The sequence below is a fragment of the Microbacterium faecale genome (assembly GCF_014640975.1).
In the GTDB taxonomy this organism is placed as follows: domain Bacteria; phylum Actinomycetota; class Actinomycetes; order Actinomycetales; family Microbacteriaceae; genus Microbacterium; species Microbacterium faecale.
The window spans coordinates 2,018,725-2,035,893 of record NZ_BMHO01000001.1 but is presented as its reverse complement, the minus strand read 5'-3'; the positions used below and the strand labels follow the sequence as shown (position 1 = coordinate 2,035,893).

The window sequence follows — 17,169 nt, the reverse complement described above, 5'->3', positions numbered from 1 at the left end:
GTAGGATCGGTGGGTGGAGGATTTCGAGACGGTCATCAGGAGCGCCCGTCGCAAGAAGCGGCGCGAGGGGGTTCTGCTGACTCTCCTCGGAGTGGTCTTCGCCGCCGTCGGCGTCTTCCTTCTCCTCGTCGTCGAGAATCCTTGGATGGGTGCCGTGAGCGTCTGCTTCGGCCTGATGGGGATCCTGACAGGCATCGTCGAGATGAGGGCGCGTCCCTCTCTCCTGACAGACATCATGTTGACTGTCGCCTGCTTCTTCTTCGCCGCGACGGGTGCGGTAATGATCCTCTCGGGCCTCCTCGCCCCGGGTGCCTGGGGATGGCGCGGCGGCGGCGCGGGAATCATCGGCGGAGGGCTCTGCCTCGCGTTCTTCGGGCCAGGGACCGTCATCCTCGTGATCGTGACCATCCGCAGGCACCGAGCGCGCCGGGGGCGTTAGCGGGCGGAGTGCCCGGCCGGCGGCGCCCGACAGCCTGGGCGCCGTCGACGAAGCGACAGGTGAAGCGTGCCCGTCAGCGCCAGCCCAGGGCGGGTGCGACGTGCGTCAGGATCGACTCCATGAGGTGGGCGTTGTAGTCCACGCCCAGCTGGTTCGGTACCGTGATCAGCAGGGTGTCCGCCCCGGCGATCGCCTCATCGTGACGGAGCTGCTCGATCAGGACGTCGGGCTCATCCGTGTAGGACCGGCCGAAGATCGCGCGCGTCGACTCGTCGATCATGCCGACCTGGTCCTCATGATCTCCCCCGCCGAGGAAGTATCGTCGGTCCTCGTCGCTGGTGATCGCGATGATCGAGCGCGACACGGAGGTACGCGGTTCGAATCCCCAGCGCTCCGTGTCCCACGCGTCCGTGAACGCGCGCAGCTGCTTCGCCTGCTGCACGTGGAACGGTTCGCCCGTCTCGTCGTTCTTGAGCGTCGAACTCATGAGGTTCATGCCGTGTTCAGCCGCCCAGATCGCTGTCTGGTCGGACCCGGCGCCCCACCAGATGCGCTGTCGGAGACCCTCGCTGTGCGGCTCGAGGCGCAATCGCCCCGGCGGGTTCGGGAACATCGGCCGCGGGTTCGGCTCGGCGAACCCCTCCCCTTCGAGCAACTGCAGCAGCAACTCCGTCTTACCTCGCGCCGCCGCAGCCCCCGTCGGATCATCCTCACTCGAGGAATATCCGAAGTACTTCCAACCGTCGACGACCTGCTCGGGTGATCCGCGCGAGATCCCGAGCTGCAGGCGTCCATCGGCGATGAGATCGGCCGCACCGGCATCCTCGACCATGTACATCGGGTTCTCGTAACGCATATCGATCACGCCCGTGCCGAGCTCGATGCGTGACGTCTTTGCTCCCGCCGCGGCGAGCAGCGGGAACGGCGAGGCCAACTGACGGGCGAAGTGGTGCACGCGGAAGTAGGCGCCGTCGACGCCGAGATCCTCGGCGGCCTGCGCGAGGTCGATCGACTGGTGCAGCACGTCGCTCGCCGAGCGCGTGGCCGACTGCGGATGCGGTGTCCAGTGCCCGAATGAGAGGAACCCGATCTTCTTCATGCATCCATTCTCGCGCATGAATCAGCTTCCGGTATCGCCCGTAGACTGATTTCGTGACGAGTGTGCGCTTTGTGGCCATCGGAGACAGCTTCACCGAGGGCGTCGGCGACGAACGCCCAGACGGCAGCCCTCGTGGGTGGGCCGACCTCACAGCCGAAGGCTGGGCGACCGCCCTCGAGGAGCCGATTCAGTACGCGAACCTCGCGATCCGGGGCCGCCTCGCCTGGCCCGTCGTCGACGAGCAGCTCGAAGACGCTCTCGCCCTGCGCCCGACGCACCTGTCGTTCAACGGCGGAGGCAACGATATGCTGCGCCCCGGCACGAAGACCGAACGGATCGTCGACGCCTTCGTCACCGTCGCGCGCCGCTGCCAGGAGGAGGGGGTCACCCCGATCCTCCTGGCTGGAGCGGATCCGTCAGACGGCCTGCCGCTCTCCCGCGTCATCCGCCGTCGCGGCGACGCGCTGACCGCCGCTGTCACGCAGCGGATGCGCCGCACCGACGGCATCGTCTGGGCCGTCAACTGGACCGACGAGCGCCTCCGCGACCCGGCGTTCTGGTCGCCGGATCGCCTGCATATGAATGCGCGCGGCCACCATCGCGTCGCGGCGCGCGTCCTCGATGCGCTCGGGCTGCCGGTGCCCGCCGACTGGTGGGAGCTCGGCGATCCGCACGAACCGCACCTGACGAATCGTGAGTACTACCGCGCCCACGTCACGCCCTGGGTGCGCCGGCGCCTCACGCGGCGTTCATCCGGCGACGGGCGACTGCCGAAGTTCGGCGCGTGGACGACGATCGATCCGGCCGCCTGATCTCGCGCGCGCGGAACGACGGATCCGGTCGACGACGGGCGACGCGTCGAGCGTCTGACCTGGCGCGGAACGACGGAGCGCTCGGCGGCACACGCGGTCAGACCTCCGGCAACGCGCGGCCCTTCAGATCGCTGAGCCCCCATGCACTCGCGGCGGCGATCGCGAAGCAGATCGCGAAGACCGTGAAGACGAGTCCCGCACCGCCGAGTCCGAGCGCCCACGGCGTGAACAGCGGTGCAGCGATCGACGCCACCCGGCCCACCGCCGCCGCGGCTCCCGCGCCGGTCGCGCGCACGGCCGTCGGGTAGATCTCCGGGCTCACCGCGTACAGCGCGCCCCAGGCTCCCAGGTTGAAGAACGACAGCAGGCATCCATAGAGCAGGATCTGCCAGACCTCGCCCGCCGTCCCGAACAGCATCGCCGACGCCGCCGAGCCGACGAGGAACACCGAGAGCGTCGCGCGACGGCCCCATACCTCGATCAGCCACGCCGCCACGGCGTATCCGGGCAGCTGCGCGAGCGTGATGATGAGGGTGTAGCCGAACGAGTGCACCAGGTCGAAACCCTGGGCGACGAGGATCGACGGGATCCAGATGAAGGCACCGTAATAGCTGAAGTTCACGAACGCCCACACCGACCACAGCGCGAAGGTGCGCGGTGCGAGGCCACCGCGGAACAGATCGGCAAGCGTGCCGCGTCGCATGGCCGGGCGCGGCGCGGGCGGCTCCTCGGGAACAGGCTCGGGGCGCGCGTCGGGCGTCTCGAAGCGACGGACCACCGCGTCCGCCTCCGCGAGGCGGCCGTTCGCCTCAAGCCAACGGACCGACTCCGGCAGGCCCCACCGAATCACGAGCGCGTACACCGCGGGGATCGCGCCGATCGCGAATGCCCAGCGCCAGCCGTTCTCGAGCGGAACGACGAAATAGCCGATCACGGCCGATGCTGTCCAGCCGACGGCCCAGAAAGCCTCGAGGATCACGACAAGGCGACCACGAATGCGCTTCGGCGCGAACTCGCTCACGTACGTCGAGGCAACGGGCAGCTCGCTGCCGAGGCCCAACCCGACGATGAAGCGGAGCAGGAGCAGGGCGCCCACTCCCCCGACGAGCGCACTCGCGCCCGTCGCTACGCCGTAGACCAACAGCGTCAGCGCGAACACCTGGCGTCGACCGAGCTTGTCGGCCAGGAGGCCACCGACGCTCGCCCCGACAGCCATACCGATGAAGCCGACCGAAGCGATCCAACCCGTCGTCGTGCCGTCAAGATTCCACTCGGTCGCCAGCGCGGCGATGATGAACGAGATCAGGCCGACGTCCATCGCGTCCAGCGCCCACCCCACACCGGATCCGCCGAGGATCCGGGTGTGCTCGCGCGAGTACCGGGCGCGGTCGAGGCGTTGAGACGGGGTCAGCGCGTGTGCGCGCTCGTTGAGATCAGTCACTGCGCCAGATTAATGTCATTATGACCTTTAGCGCAATTCCGCCCTCAGCCGAGCAGAGCCTCTCGCAGGGTGTCGAGGCCGACTCCGCCGAGATCCAGGGCGCGCCGATGGAAGGCGCGCATGGAGAATGCGTCCCCTTCGCGCTCGGCCACGGCAGTCCGCAGATCCTCCCAGATGCGCTGCCCGACCTTGTAGGAGGGAGCCTGTCCCGGCCACCCCAGGTACCGATTCACCTCGAACACGATGAACTCGTCGGCCATGTTCACGTTGCGGCGCATCGCGTCGAGCGCTGATGCCGCATCCCACGCCCCACCGCCGTCCGGACGCCGCTTGCCGAGGTGCACGCCGATGTCCACCACGACACGCGCGGCGCGCAGACGCTGCCCGTCGAGCATGCCCAGGCGTGGCGCCGGGTCGTCGAGGTAGCCCAACTCGGCCATCAGCCGCTCCGCGTAGAGGGCCCAGCCTTCGGCGTGCCCCGAGCTGCCAGCGAGCAGCCGTCGCCAGCTGTTGAGCTGGTCGCGGTTATAGACGGCCTGCCCGATCTGCAGGTGATGTCCCGGCACGCCCTCGTGGTACACGGTCGTCAGCTCGCGCCACGTGTCGAACGTCTCCACGCCCTGCGGGATCGACCACCACATGCGTCCGGGACGGGAGAAGTCCTCGCTCGGCGCTGTGTAGTAGATCTCTCCCGAGGTCGTCGGCGCGATCATGCATTCGATGCGACGCACGGGATCCGGGATGTCGAAGTGGGTCGCGCCGAGGTCGGCGATCGCCGCGTCGGCCGTCTCCTGCATCCATGCACGAAGCGACTCGGCTCCCTCGAGTCGGTGCGCGGGGTCGTTCTCCAGCGCCGCGACCGCTTCCTCGACGGTCGCGCCCGGCAGAATCTCGCGCGCGGTGCGCTCCTGCTCCTCGCGAACCCGCGCGAGCTCTTCGAGCCCCCACTCGTACGTCTCGTCGAGGTCGACCGTGGCGCCGAGAAACGCCCGCGAGTGCAGGGCGTAGATGTCGCGCCCGACGGCATCTTCTGGCGCGGCTGCCGGCGCCAGCGTGCCCGCGAGGAACTCGCCGAGTCGGCCATAGGATTCGCGGGCCATCGTCGCCCCGCGCTCGAGGTCACGACGCAGGCTGTCCGGCAGAGAATGACCGCCGGCGATCAGCCGGTCGAAGAAGCCGTCGCTCCGGGCGCAGTCGCGCACCTGCGCGATGACTTCGCGCACTTGGCGCACGGCAGGAACGACGCCCTCCGCGATGCCGCACTGCAGCGTCCGGACGTATCCGTCGACCGCGTCGGGCACGGCGCCGAGCCGCGCGGCGATCGTCCCCCAGTCGTCGGCGCTGTCGGTCGGCATGAGGTCGAAGACCTGCCGGATCTCCTGCGACGGGCTGTCCAGCACGTTGAGGTCCCGAAGGTGCCATCTCGCGGCGTGCAGCTCCTGCACCAGGGCGAGATCTCGCGCGAGATCGCTCTTCGTGACACGGTCCACGTCGTCTTGCGGTTCGGCCCGCTCCAGGCGGGCGAGCACCTCGCTCGCCGCCGTCGCGATGGCATCGTGACCGTCTGGACTGTGGTCGCCGAAGCCCCCGTCTCCCTCATTTCGGCCGATGTACGTGCCGATCTCGGGACGCAGGCGAACCGCCTCGTCAGTCCATGCCTCAGCGATCGCGTCGATCGGGGTCGTCTGTCGCGTCTGCTGTTCCATGCCGCCCAGGCTATCGGCCGCCTCCAGATCAGTGTGCGGCTTCGTTCCACGTCGATCCGCGACCGACCTGCACCGAGAGCGGCACCGTCAACTCCGCCGCGTCGGCCATCTGGCGGCGCACGATCTGCTCGACCTCGTTCCATTCGCCGGGCGCGACTTCGACCATGACCTCGTCGTGGATCTGCAGCAGCAGCCGGGACGACATGTCGCGCAGGTCATCGTGGATCCGGAACAGCGCGATCTTCATGATGTCGGCCGCGCTGCCCTGGATGGGGGCGTTGAGCGCCGCGCGTTCGGCGTTCTCGCGCAGCACGCGGTTCGGACTCGTGAGGTCGGGGAACGGTCGGCGGCGCCCGAAAATCGTCTCGGTGAATCCGTCCTCGCGCGCCTTCTCCACCGATGCGCGCAGGTAGTCGCGCACGGCGCCGAACCGCTCGAAGTAGCCGAGCATGAGCTGCTTGGCTTCCTTCTGCTCGATGCCGAGCTGTTTCGCCAGTCCGAACGCACTCAATCCGTACACGAGCCCGTACGACATCGCCTTGACCTTGCTGCGCATCTCGCTCGTCACATCGTCCGGCTCGACGCCGAACACCTGTGCGCCGACGTAACGGTGCAGGTCCTCGCCCGCGTTGAACGCGGCGATGAGTCCGGGATCCGCCGACAGGTGCGCCATGATGCGCATCTCGATCTGGGAGTAGTCGGCCGTCAGCAGGCACTCGTATCCCTCGCCGACCTCGAAGGCCGCGCGGATGCGATGCGACTCCTCGCTGCGGACCGGAATGTTCTGCAGGTTGGGATCCGTGCTCGACAGGCGACCCGTCTGGCTACCGGTCTGCAGGTAGGTCGTGTGGACGCGCCCGTCTTCGGCGATCGCCTCGTCAAGACCGACGATGATCTGCGTCAGCTTCGTCGCCTCCCGGTGCGCGAGCAGCTGGCCGAGGAAGGGATGCCCCGTCTTGACCTGCAGGTCGGCGAGGGCATTGGCATCGGTCGTGTACCCGGTCTTCGTCTTGCGCGTCTTGGGCAGTTCGAGTTCCTCGAAGAGCACCTGCTGCAACTGCTTCGGCGATCCGAGATTCACCTCGCGGCCGATCTCGGCATATGCCTCCTCGGCAATGCGTGCGGCCCGCTCGCGCAGTTCGTCGGCGAACGTCTCGAGCTTCTCGCTCGAAACGGCGACACCGGCGAGCTCCATGTCCGCGAGAGCCGCCAGCGTCGGCATCTCGATATCGTCGAGTACCGCCCGCGCGCGATCCGGAAGCGTCTCATACACGGCATCGGCCGCGCGCAGCGTGAACCACGCCAACTCGCCCGCCGAGGCGCCCTCCGTCTCCGGCACGAGCTGGTTCGGATCGGCCTGCGGCAGCGTCTCTCCGAGGTACCGGTCGACGAGGTGGGCCAGCGTCTTGTCCGGGAACGACGGCCGCGCGATCCATCCGGCGATCAGCGCGTCGGCCACGACCCCCCGCACCTCGAGGCCTGTGCGGCCGAGCGCCTTGAGCTGCACCTTCGCGTCGCACATCGATTTCGGCGCGTCCGACGCGAACCAGGTCGCGGACGCGTCGCGCACCTCGTCACTCCACGCCGCTTCGACGGCCGCGGATGCCGTCGCCGCGCCCACGCGGACAGGCACGCCGTCGGCCATGTCGACCGTGATCCCCACGGTGCCCTCCGTCGACGCGAGCCACGCCGCGAAATCGCCGGCGGCGAGCACTGCCACCTCCGGCGTCTCGGCGCGAGGTTCCACGGCTTCCTCGGTTCCGGATCCCAGCTGATCGAGCACGCGCTTGAGCAGTGTGCGGAACTCGAGCTTCGAGAAGACGTCGCGCACGGCCGCGTCATCCGCGGAGTCGACCGCGAGCTGCGGCAGCTCGACGGGCACGTCGATGTCGTCGAGGAGGCGGTTGAGGCGCCGGTTGCGGCGTACGTCGTCGATGTGGTCACGCAGGTTCTGACCGACGACGCCCTTGATGTCCTCCGCCGCGGCGATCACCGCGTCCAGCGTGCCGAACTGCGTCAGCCACTTGACGGCCGTCTTCTCCCCGACCTTCGGCACGCCGGGCAGGTTGTCGGCCTTCTCGCCGACGAGCGCGGCGATGTCCGGGTACTGGTGCGGCGGCACACCGTAGCGCTCGACAACCGCGGCGGGGTCGTATCGTTTCAGCTTCGACACGCCCTGAACCGACGGATACAGCAGGGTGACCTCGTCGGTGACGAGCTGGATCGCATCACGGTCGCCCGAGCAGACGAGCACGCGATAGTTCGCGTCAGTGCCGCGGCGCGCGAGCGTCGCGAGGATGTCATCGGCCTCGAATCCGTCCTTCTCGAGCACCGTGATGTTCATCGCCTCGAGCGCCTGCTTCAACAGCGGGATCTGTCCCTTGAACTCCGGCGGTGTGACGTCGCGCCCATCCTTGTACTCGGGGTACTCCTCCTTGCGGAAGGTCTGGTCCGACACGTCGAAGGCGACGGCCACGTGGGTGGGCGCCTCGTTCTTCAACAGGTTGAGGAACATCGACAAGAACCCGTGGATGCCGTTGGTGTGCTGACCCTCGGAATTCTGGAACGAGTCGACCGGAAGCGCGAAGAACGCGCGGAACGCGAGAGAATGGCCATCGACGATGAGCAGAGTGGGCTTCGTGGGATCCGTCACCCCTCCAGGGTATGCCGGGACGCCCGACATTCGAACGTCCGCGCCGGAAGGATAGAACGATGACCGACGTAGTCGATGGCATGCAGTGGCTCCGCGAGCGCGGATTGGGCGTGCTCGCGGATCGCATGGGGATCGAGTTCTCTGAGATCTCCCCGGAGCGCGCGGTCGCGACAATGCCGGTCGAGGGCAACACTCAGCCCGTCGGCCTCCTCCACGGCGGCGCGTACGTGGTCCTCGGCGAGTCGCTGGGATCCATGGCGGCCAACCTGCATGCCGGCCCCGGCCGCCTCGCCGTCGGAGTGGACATTAACGCGACGCACACGTCTTCCGCGACCGCCGGAACCGTCACGGGCACGTGCACCGCGATCCACCTCGGGCGCACGATGACGGTCCACGAGATCGTGGTCACGAACGATCAGGGGCGCCGCTGCTCGACGGTCCGCATCACGAACCTGATCAAGGACCTGCCGTAACGACCGAAAGAACATGGTTTACGCGAGCGCACAAGGTATTTCCTGTGCTTTCGCGTCAACCATGTTCTTTCGGTGCGACGAGGGGCGCTCAGTCCTTCTTTGGGGAGAGCTGCTCGATGATCGCCTTGGCGACGTCCTGCATGGTGAGACGACGGTCCATCGACGCCTTCTGAATCCAGCGGAACGCCTCCGGCTCGCTGAGGCCCATCTTCTCGTTCAGGAGGCCCTTGGCCCGGTCGACGAGCTTGCGCGTCTCGAAGCGCTCGACCATGTCCTGAACCTCGGCCTCGAGCGTGATGATCTGCTCGTGACGCGCCAGGGCGATCTCGATCGCGGGCAGGAGGTCGTTCGGCGTGAACGGCTTGACAACGTACGCCAGGGCACCCGCCTCCGTCGCGCGCTCGACGAGCTCCTTCTGGCTGAAGGCCGTGAGCAGGACGACGGGCGCGATGTTGTCGCGGCTCAGCTGCTCGGCTGCGGTGATCCCGTCCAGCTGCGGCATCTTCACGTCCATGACGACGAGGTCAGGCCGCAACTCGGTTGCCAGTTGCACCGCCGTCTCGCCATCCCCCGCCTCGCCGACGACCTCGAAGCCGTTGTCGCGCAGGATCTCGACGATGTCCATGCGGATCAGCGACTCGTCCTCGGCCACCACGACTCTGCGTGGCGCGGACTCCGCGTTCTCGTTCTGCTCTTCGCTCACGTCACCCATCCTATGACCCGAAACCTGATGATCTGTGCCGGTGGTGGGAATCGAACCCACACGCCCTTGCGGACAACGCATTTTGAGTGCGTCGCGTCTACCGTTCCGCCACACCGGCCAGAGTGACGATCCTAGCGGACCGTCACCCGCTTCCTTCTCCTCGACTCAGGCCTGGTAGGCCGGCGCCGCGCCGTGCACGGCATCGCCCACGCGGTGCACGCGCAGGTCGTTCGTGGAGCCGGCGATTCCGGGAGGGGATCCCGAGATGACGATGACCTTGTCGCCGACCTTCGCGAGGTCGTTCGCAAGCAGGTAATCATCGACCTGCAGGAACATTCGGTCGGTGTGGTCGACGAGTTCGACGAGCGCCGAGCGCACGCCCCACGTCAACTGCATCCGGCGACGCGTCTCCTCGTCGATCGTGAAGCCGATCATCGGGCGCGCGGGGCGCAGGCGGGACATGCGGCGCGCCGAGTCACCCGTCTGCGTGAAGATGCACAGATACTTCGCGTCGACGAAGTCGGCAACCTCGACAGCCGCCACCGTCAGCGCGCCGCCCTGCGTGCGCGGCGTCGAGGTGAGGGCCTCGATGCGGTCGAAGCCGTGCTCCTCGGTCGACTCGACGATCCGTGCCATCGTGCGCACCGTCACGGCCGGGTATGCCCCGACGCTCGTCTCGCCGGAGAGCATGACCGCGTCGGCGCCGTCGAGCACCGCGTTGGCCACGTCGCTCGTCTCGGCGCGGGTCGGCACCGGATTCTGGATCATCGACTCGAGCATCTGCGTCGCCACGATGACGGGCTTCGCGAGGCGCCGCGCGATGCTGATCGCGTTCTTCTGCACGATCGGCACGGCCTCGAGCGGCAGCTCGACGCCGAGGTCGCCGCGGGCGACCATGATCCCGTCGAACGCCTCGATGATCTCCTCGAGGACCTCGACGGCCTGCGGCTTCTCGATCTTCGCGATGATCGGGACGCGTCGTCCCTCCTCCGCCATGATCACGTGAGCGCGCTGGACGTCCTTCGCGCTGCGAACGAACGACAGCGCGATGATGTCGGCGCCCTTCCCGAGCGCCCAGCGCAGGTCGTTCTCGTCCTTCTCGCTCAGCGCGGGAACGTTGACCGCGACACCGGGCAGGTTAATGCCCTTGTTGTTACTGACGGCGCCGCCGACGACGACCTCTGTCGTGACGGTCGTGCCGTCGGTCTCCACGACGCGGACGCGCACCTTGCCGTCGTCGATGAGGAGGTAGTCACCCGGCGCGACGTCGCCCGCGAGACCCTTGTAGGTCGTCCCGACGAGCTCCTTCGTACCCTCGACGTCGTCCGTCGTGATCTTGAAGATGTCACCTTCAGCCAGGTCGTGGGGGCCGTCAGCGAAGGTGCCGAGACGGATCTTCGGTCCCTGCAGGTCTGCGAGCACGGCGACGGGCTTGCCCGCGTCCGAAGCCGCGCTCCGCACGTTCTCGAAGTTCTTGTCGTGAACGGAGTAGTCGCCATGGCTGAGATTGAAACGCGCGACATCCAGTCCCGCGTCGATCAGCTCCCTGACGGACTCCTTGGTCGAGGTCGCCGGCCCGAGGGTCGCGACGATCTTGGCTCGTCTCACTGAATCGCCTTCCGCACTCACTGGGCATGCCTGCCCGGGGGTATGTCTGGGACGCCCGGGCCTGGCCACGGCACCGCACGTGCGCGTGGTTCGGATGTCGGTCCGAACGCTCTCCTCACACTACGCGCTTTGTCCCTCCGCCCGCGACGCGCCGTGTCGCGCGCGGTGAACCGTCACCTGTTCGTGACGGTTCACCGCGGCGGCATCAGAGGGAGATTCCCCTGTCGGTCGGTTGCACGGGCGCCGGAAGCGCCGTCTCCCCCATCAGATACTCGTCGACCCGGGCGGCGGCGGCTCGCCCCTCGGCGATTGCCCAGACGATGAGCGACTGTCCGCGCCCGGCGTCGCCCGCGACGAACACGCCGGGCGTCTCCGTGGCGTAGTCGTCGCCGCGCGAAACCGCTCCGTCGTCCGTGAACGACGCCTCGAGCTGCGCCTCGATCGTGTCGCGTTCCGGGCCGGTGAAACCCATCGCGATCAGCACGAGATCCGCCGGCAGCTCCTCGTCAGTCCCCGGCTTCGGAACGCGTCGGCCGTCGACATACGCGGTCTCCGCCACGCGCAGGGCGCGCACCTCTCCCGCGTCGTTCGCGAGGAACTCGAGCGTGGAGGCGAGGAAGCGGCGTTCACCGCCCTCCTCGTGTGACGTCGACACCTCGAACACGCGGGGATCCATCGGCCACGGCTCGTCGGCCGAGCGTGTGTCGCCCGGGCGGCGACCGATGGCGAGGTTCGTCACGCTGAGCGCGCCCTGGCGGTGCGCGGTGCCGATGCAGTCCGCGCCGGTGTCGCCGCCGCCGATGACGATGACGTGACGACCCGCGGCGCTGATCTGGTGCGGCACCGCGTCGCCGGCCTGCACGCGGTTCGACTCGACGAGGTACTCCATCGCGACGTGCACCCCGTGCAGGTCTCGGCCGGGAATCGGCAACTCGCGTGGCACCGTCGCGCCCGTCGCGATCACCACCGCGTCGTACCGGCGGCGCAGCTCGTCCCAGCCGATGTCGTCGCCGATCGATACGCCGGCGCGGAAGCGCGTCCCCTCGTCGCGCATCTGCGCGAGCCGGCGATCCAGGTGGTGCTTGGCCATCTTGAAGTCCGGGATCCCGTACCGCAGCAGCCCGCCGATGCGGTCGTCGCGCTCGTAGACGGCGACGGTGTGTCCCGCCCTCGTGAGCTGCTGAGCGGCGGCGAGCCCGGCTGGACCGGAGCCGACCACCGCGACCGTCTTACCGGTGAGCCGCTCGGGCGGCTTCGGCTCCACCCAGCCGTTCGCCACAGCGTCGTCGATGATCGACACCTCCACCTGCTTGATGGTCACCGCAGGCTGATTGATGCCGAGGACGCAGGCGCTCTCGCACGGCGCGGGACACAGCCTCCCGGTGAACTCCGGGAAGTTGTTCGTCGCGTGCAGACGGTCGATCGCCGCACGGCCGTCGCCACGCCACGTGAGGTCGTTCCACTCGGGAATGAGGTTGCCCAGGGGGCATCCCTGATGGCAGAACGGCACGCCGCAGTCCATGCAGCGACCCGCCTGCCGCCGGAGCACCGCGCTGTCGCCCTTGTCCTGGACCTCGTGGAAGTCGAGGATCCGGACCGGCACAGGCCGCTTCGGCGGCAGTTCGCGCTCGGTCGTCGTCAGAAAGCCTGTGGGATCAGCCACGGGTCACCTCCAGAATCCTGTTCCAGACGACGTCGCCGTCGGGGTCCAGCCCTTCATCAGCCGCCTGCTGGCGCGTGCGCATGACGGCGGCATAGTCGCGCGGGAGCACCCGCACGAACTGCTCCGCCGCCGCGAAGTCGTCGGCCAGCAGTTGCTTGGCGCGCTCCGAACCGGTCTCCGCGAGGTGTCGCTCGAGCATGTCTCGCAGGATCTCGCGATCGGCCGAGTCGAGTGCGGAAAGCGTCAGCTCGCCCGAGGCGACCGCCTGCGCGTTGACGCGGGAGGCATCGAGCCCGTGCACGTAGGCGGTGCCGCCCGACATCCCCGCCCCGAGGTTCCTTCCCGTCTCACCCAGGATCACCGCCATGCCCCCGGTCATGTACTCCAGGGCGTGGTCCCCCACACCCTCCACGACGGCGGTCGCGCCCGAGTTACGCACGAGGAACCGCTCGCCGACGACGCCGCGAATGAACAGCGAGCCCTGCGTCGCCCCGTAGCCGATCACGTTGCCCGCGATCACGTTGCGTTCGGCGGTGAACGACGCCGCTTCGGGGGGACGCACGACGATCACGCCGCCGGAGAGCCCCTTGCCGACGTAGTCGTTCGCATCGCCCGTCAACCGGAGGGTGATACCGCCCGGCAGGAATGCCCCGAGCGACTGCCCAGCGGATCCCGTGAGCTCCACCGTGATCGATCCCGGCGGCAGGCCGTGCTCGCCGCGTGCCTTGGTCACCTCGTGTCCGAGCATCGTGCCCACCGCGCGGTCGGTGTTGCGCACCTCGCGAGCGAGCGCCACGGTGCCGCCGTCGGCGATCACCGAGCGCGCGTGGTCGATGAGGTCGACGTCGAAGTGCGCGTCGAGGTCGTGCTCCTGCTCGCGGAGGCGACGTCGCGGCTCGTCGGCCGCGAAGTTCGGTCCCGTCAGGATGGGCGAGAGGTCGAGACCGTCCGCCTTCCAGTGCGCGATCGCCGGATTCATGTCGAGCAGCTCGACGCGGCCGACAGCTTCCTCGAGTGACCGGAACCCCAGCGCCGCGAGGTGTTCGCGCACCTCCTGCGCGATGAACTCCATGAAGGTCACCACGTGCTCGGCCTGTCCGCGGAAGCGTTCGCGCAGCACCGGGTTCTGCGTCGCCACACCGACCGGGCACGTGTCGAGGTGGCACACGCGCATCATGATGCATCCCTCGACCACGAGCGCGGCCGTGGCGAAGCCGAATTCCTCGGCGCCCAGCAGCGCGGCGATGACGACGTCCCTGCCGGTCTTGAGCTGACCGTCGGCCTGCACGACGACGCGATCGCGCAGGCCATTGAGCATGAGGGTCTGCTGCGTTTCGGCGAGTCCGAGCTCCCACGGCGTGCCCGCGTGCTTCAGAGAGTTCAATGGGCTCGCGCCGGTCCCGCCATCGTGTCCCGAGACGAGGATGACATCGCTCAGCGCCTTCGCGACGCCCGCCGCGACCGCGCCGATCCCCGACTGGCTCACGAGCTTCGTGTGCACGCGCGCCGCCGGGTTCGCCCGCTTCAGGTCGAAGATCAGCTGCTTCAGGTCCTCGATCGAGTAGATGTCGTGGTGCGGCGGCGGCGAGATGAGACCGACCCCCGGCGTCGAGTGCCGCGTGCGCGCGACCCACGGGTAGACCTTCCCCGGGGGCAGCTGTCCGCCCTCGCCCGGCTTGGCCCCCTGGGCGAGCTTGATCTGCAGATCGTCGGCGTGCGTGAGGTACATGCTCGTGACGCCGAAGCGCCCCGAGGCGACCTGCTTGATCGCACTGCGGCGTTCCGGGTCCAGCAGCCGCTCGACGTCCTCTCCCCCTTCACCGGTGTTGGATTTCGCACCGAGCCGGTTCATCGCGATCGCGAGCGTCTCGTGCGCTTCGCGGGAGATGGACCCGTAGCTCATCGCGCCTGTCGAGAAGCGCTTCACGATCGAGGAGACGGGTTCGACGTCGTCGATCGGGATCGGCGTGCGGGCGCCTGTGCGGAACGCGAACAGGCCGCGCAGCGTCTTGAGCTCGGCCGCCTGGTCGTCGATCCGTCGCGTGTACTCGCGGAAGACGTCGTACCGGCGGCTGCGCGTGGCGTGCTGCAGGCGGAAGACCGTCTCCGGAGTGAACAGATGCGCGGCTCCGTCGCGGCGCCACTGGTATTCGCCTCCGGTCCAGAGGCGCTCGTGGGCGCGCGGCGCACGATCGGTCGGGAACGCGAACGCGTGCCTGGCCGCCGTCTCCGCCGCGATCACATCGAGGCCCACGCCGGCGATCTTCGATTCCGTGCCCGTGAAATACGCCTCGATGAGGTCATCCCCCAGGCCCACGGCTTCGAACACCTGCGCGCCCGCGTAGGACGCGACGGTCGAGATGCCGATCTTCGACATGATCTTCAGCACGCCCTTGCCGAGCGCGGCGATGAGGTTGCGCACCGCGTCCGCGGGCTCCACGCCCGTCACCACGCCACTGCGGACCAGCTCCTCCGCGGACTCCATGGCGAGGTACGGGTTGACGCAGCTCGCGCCGTAGCCGAGCAAGGTCGCCACGTGATGGACCTCGCGCACGTCCCCCGCTTCGACCACGAGCCCCGCCATCATGCGCGTCTCCTGGCGGATCAGGTGGTGGTGCACCGCCGACACGGCCAGCAGCGACGGGATCGGGGCGAGCGACTGATCCGAGTCACGGTCGCTGATGATGAGGAACTCCGCGCCGTCGGCGATCGCGCGGTCGGCCTCGCGGCACATCTGCGCGAGCCGCTTCTCCATGGCCGTCACACCGCCCGACACGCGATACAGCGCCGAGATCGTCACGGCATGACGCCCGGGAACCGCATCGTCGATGTGCTGGATCTTCGCGAGCTCATCGTTGTCGATGACCGGAAAGTCCAGGCCGATGCGACGTGCGTGCTCCGGCCCCCACGTCAGCAGATTGTTCTCTCCGCCGAGCGTCATCCGCAGGCTCGTGACGACCTCTTCTCGGATCGCATCGAGCGGGGGGTTCGTCACCTGTGCGAACTGCTGCACGAAGTAGTCGAACAGCAGCCGGGGGCGGCCATTCAGCACGGCGATCGGCGTGTCGGATCCCATGGCGCCGAGAGGCTCCGCGCCCGTGGCGGCCATCGGACCGACGAGGATCTTCAGCTCCTCCTCGGTGTAGCCGAAGGTCCGCTGGCGACGTCGCACCGAGACGGCGGGGTGCACGAGGTGCTCACGCTCGGGAAGGTCGGTGAGTCGCACGGTGCCTTCGTCGAGCCACGCGCGCCACGGGGCGCTCGTGGCGACCTGCTTCTTCACCTCCTCGTCGGAGATGATGCGGCCCTCGGCCGTGTCGACGACGAACATCGCCCCGGGCTGCAGGCGGCCGCGGCGCGCGATGCGCTCGTCCGGAAGATCGAGGATCCCGGTTTCCGATCCGGCCACCACGAGGCCGTCCGTGGTCACGGTCCACCGGCCGGGCCGCAGGCCGTTCCGGTCGAGGGTCGCCACGACCTGCGTGCCGTCTGTCGCGAGGATGGCCGCCGGCCCGTCCCACGGCTCCATCTGTCCCGCGTTGTATTCGTAGAAGGCGCGCACGTCGGGGTCCATGCCCGTCTTCTTCTCGTACGCCTCGGGGACCATCATCATCATCACGTGCGGCAGGCTGCGGCCCGTGAGCTCGAGCAGTTCGAGCACCTCGTCGAACGAAGCGGAGTCGCTCTCACCCTCGCTGCAGATCGGCAGGAGCGGTTCGATGTCGCCCAACAGATCGCTCGCAAGCTGAGACTGCCGCGCCCGCATCCAGTTGCGGTTGCCGCTGACCGTGTTGATCTCGCCGTTGTGCGCCATCATCCGCAAGGGCTGAGCGAGTGGCCACGAGGGGAAGGTGTTTGTGGAGTATCGGGAGTGCACGATCGCGAGCTTCGACGCGAAACGCTCGTCGCGGAGGTCGTCGTAGAAGGGCTCCAGCTGGAGCGTGGTCACCATGCCCTTGTACCCGATTGTGCGGGCAGACATCGTCACGAAGTATGCGCCGGCCTCGTGCTGACAGCGCTTGCGCAGACGATAGGCGCGGCGGTCGAGCTCGACGCCGCGGAGCGGTGCGAGATGGCCGGCCTGCGCACTCGCCACGAAGAGCTGCTCGATCTCCGGGCGCGCCGTCCGCGCGATGCGTCCGAGCTGATCCGGATCCACCGGAACGGGGCGCCATCCCAGCACGTGCAGGCCCTCGGTTGCCGCGATGCGCTCGATCCGGCGCTTCTGCTTCTCACGCGCGAGCCGGTCCGTGGGGAGGAAGGCCATCCCCGCCGCGTACTCGCCCGCGGCGGGCAAGTCGAATGGCAGGACGCGGCGGAAGAACGCGTCAGGCATCTGCAGCAGGATCCCCGCGCCGTCGCCCGTGCCCGTGTCAGAGCCCACAGCGCCCCGGTGTTCGAGGTTACGCAGAGCCTCGAGCGCCAGGGCGACGACATCGTGCCCGGCTTCGCCGCGGAGCGTAGCGACCATAGCCAGGCCGCACGCGTCCTTCTCGAAACGCGGGCTGTACATGCCTTGCTGCGGCGGGTAGGCGCCGCTGGCGCCGAACGGGGGCTGAAAGTACATGGGTA

General features: G+C 68.4%; 11 protein-coding genes and 1 tRNA gene. 3 read left to right on the top strand and 9 right to left on the bottom strand.

The window, feature by feature from the left end; translation table 11 throughout:
* Window positions 1–13 precede the first annotated feature (13 nt).
* Window positions 14–439 (top strand): hypothetical protein, encoded by a 426-nt coding sequence (locus IEW87_RS09570; protein ID WP_188712006.1) that lies wholly within the window; start codon window positions 14–16, stop codon window positions 437–439.
* 73 nt (window positions 440–512) lie between these two features.
* Here the strand turns inward: IEW87_RS09570 and IEW87_RS09565 are convergent, their stop codons facing one another.
* Window positions 513–1,538 carry an LLM class flavin-dependent oxidoreductase gene (locus IEW87_RS09565; RefSeq protein WP_188712005.1) on the bottom strand — a complete coding sequence of 342 codons (1,026 nt, stop codon included), beginning with the start codon at window positions 1,536–1,538 and terminating at the stop codon, window positions 513–515.
* Between the two features lie 53 nt (window positions 1,539–1,591).
* Here IEW87_RS09565 and IEW87_RS09560 point away from each other — a divergent pair, with 53 nt between their 5' ends.
* Complete coding sequence (locus tag IEW87_RS09560) at window positions 1,592–2,350, top strand: SGNH/GDSL hydrolase family protein (RefSeq protein WP_188712004.1); 759 nt, start codon at window positions 1,592–1,594, stop codon at window positions 2,348–2,350.
* Window positions 2,351–2,447: 97 nt separating this feature from the next.
* On the opposite strand, the gene IEW87_RS09555 is transcribed toward IEW87_RS09560, so the two are convergent.
* The 3 genes from IEW87_RS09555 to polA are packed head-to-tail and all read right to left on the bottom strand — an operon-like array spanning window position 2,448 to window position 8,150.
* A complete protein-coding gene (locus IEW87_RS09555) occupies window positions 2,448–3,791 on the bottom strand; it encodes an MFS transporter (RefSeq protein WP_229731068.1) in 1,344 nt (447 codons plus the stop codon).
* Window positions 3,792–3,835: 44 nt separating this feature from the next.
* Window positions 3,836–5,497 (bottom strand): DUF885 domain-containing protein, encoded by a 1,662-nt coding sequence (locus IEW87_RS09550; RefSeq protein ID WP_188712003.1) that lies wholly within the window; start codon window positions 5,495–5,497, stop codon window positions 3,836–3,838.
* A 28-nt stretch (window positions 5,498–5,525) separates the two neighbouring features.
* On the bottom strand, window positions 5,526–8,150 hold the full coding sequence (gene polA / locus IEW87_RS09545; RefSeq protein WP_188712002.1) for a DNA polymerase I: 2,625 nt from the start codon (window positions 8,148–8,150) through the stop codon (window positions 5,526–5,528).
* Between the two features lie 59 nt (window positions 8,151–8,209).
* Between polA and IEW87_RS09540 the strand changes: the two genes are divergently transcribed.
* Window positions 8,210–8,623 (top strand): PaaI family thioesterase, encoded by a 414-nt coding sequence (locus IEW87_RS09540; RefSeq protein ID WP_188712001.1) that lies wholly within the window; start codon window positions 8,210–8,212, stop codon window positions 8,621–8,623.
* Between the two features lie 88 nt (window positions 8,624–8,711).
* Here the strand turns inward: IEW87_RS09540 and IEW87_RS09535 are convergent, their stop codons facing one another.
* From IEW87_RS09535 to gltB, 5 genes are all read right to left on the bottom strand, one after another.
* Window positions 8,712–9,335, bottom strand: a complete 624-nt coding sequence (locus tag IEW87_RS09535; protein WP_188712000.1) for an ANTAR domain-containing response regulator — start codon at window positions 9,333–9,335, stop codon at window positions 8,712–8,714.
* Between the two features lie 26 nt (window positions 9,336–9,361).
* Window positions 9,362–9,444, bottom strand: a tRNA-Leu gene (locus tag IEW87_RS09530).
* 47 nt (window positions 9,445–9,491) lie between these two features.
* Window positions 9,492–10,934, bottom strand: coding sequence for a pyruvate kinase (gene pyk / locus IEW87_RS09525; RefSeq protein ID WP_188711999.1), 1,443 nt, complete (start codon window positions 10,932–10,934; stop codon window positions 9,492–9,494).
* Between the two features lie 205 nt (window positions 10,935–11,139).
* Window positions 11,140–12,597 (bottom strand): glutamate synthase subunit beta, encoded by a 1,458-nt coding sequence (locus IEW87_RS09520; protein WP_188711998.1) that lies wholly within the window; start codon window positions 12,595–12,597, stop codon window positions 11,140–11,142.
* Window positions 12,590–17,164 carry a glutamate synthase large subunit gene (gene gltB / locus IEW87_RS09515; protein WP_229731065.1) on the bottom strand — a complete coding sequence of 1,525 codons (4,575 nt, stop codon included), beginning with the start codon at window positions 17,162–17,164 and terminating at the stop codon, window positions 12,590–12,592. Before gltB ends, IEW87_RS09520 begins: the two co-directional genes overlap by 8 nt.
* Window positions 17,165–17,169: the final 5 nt, after the last annotated feature.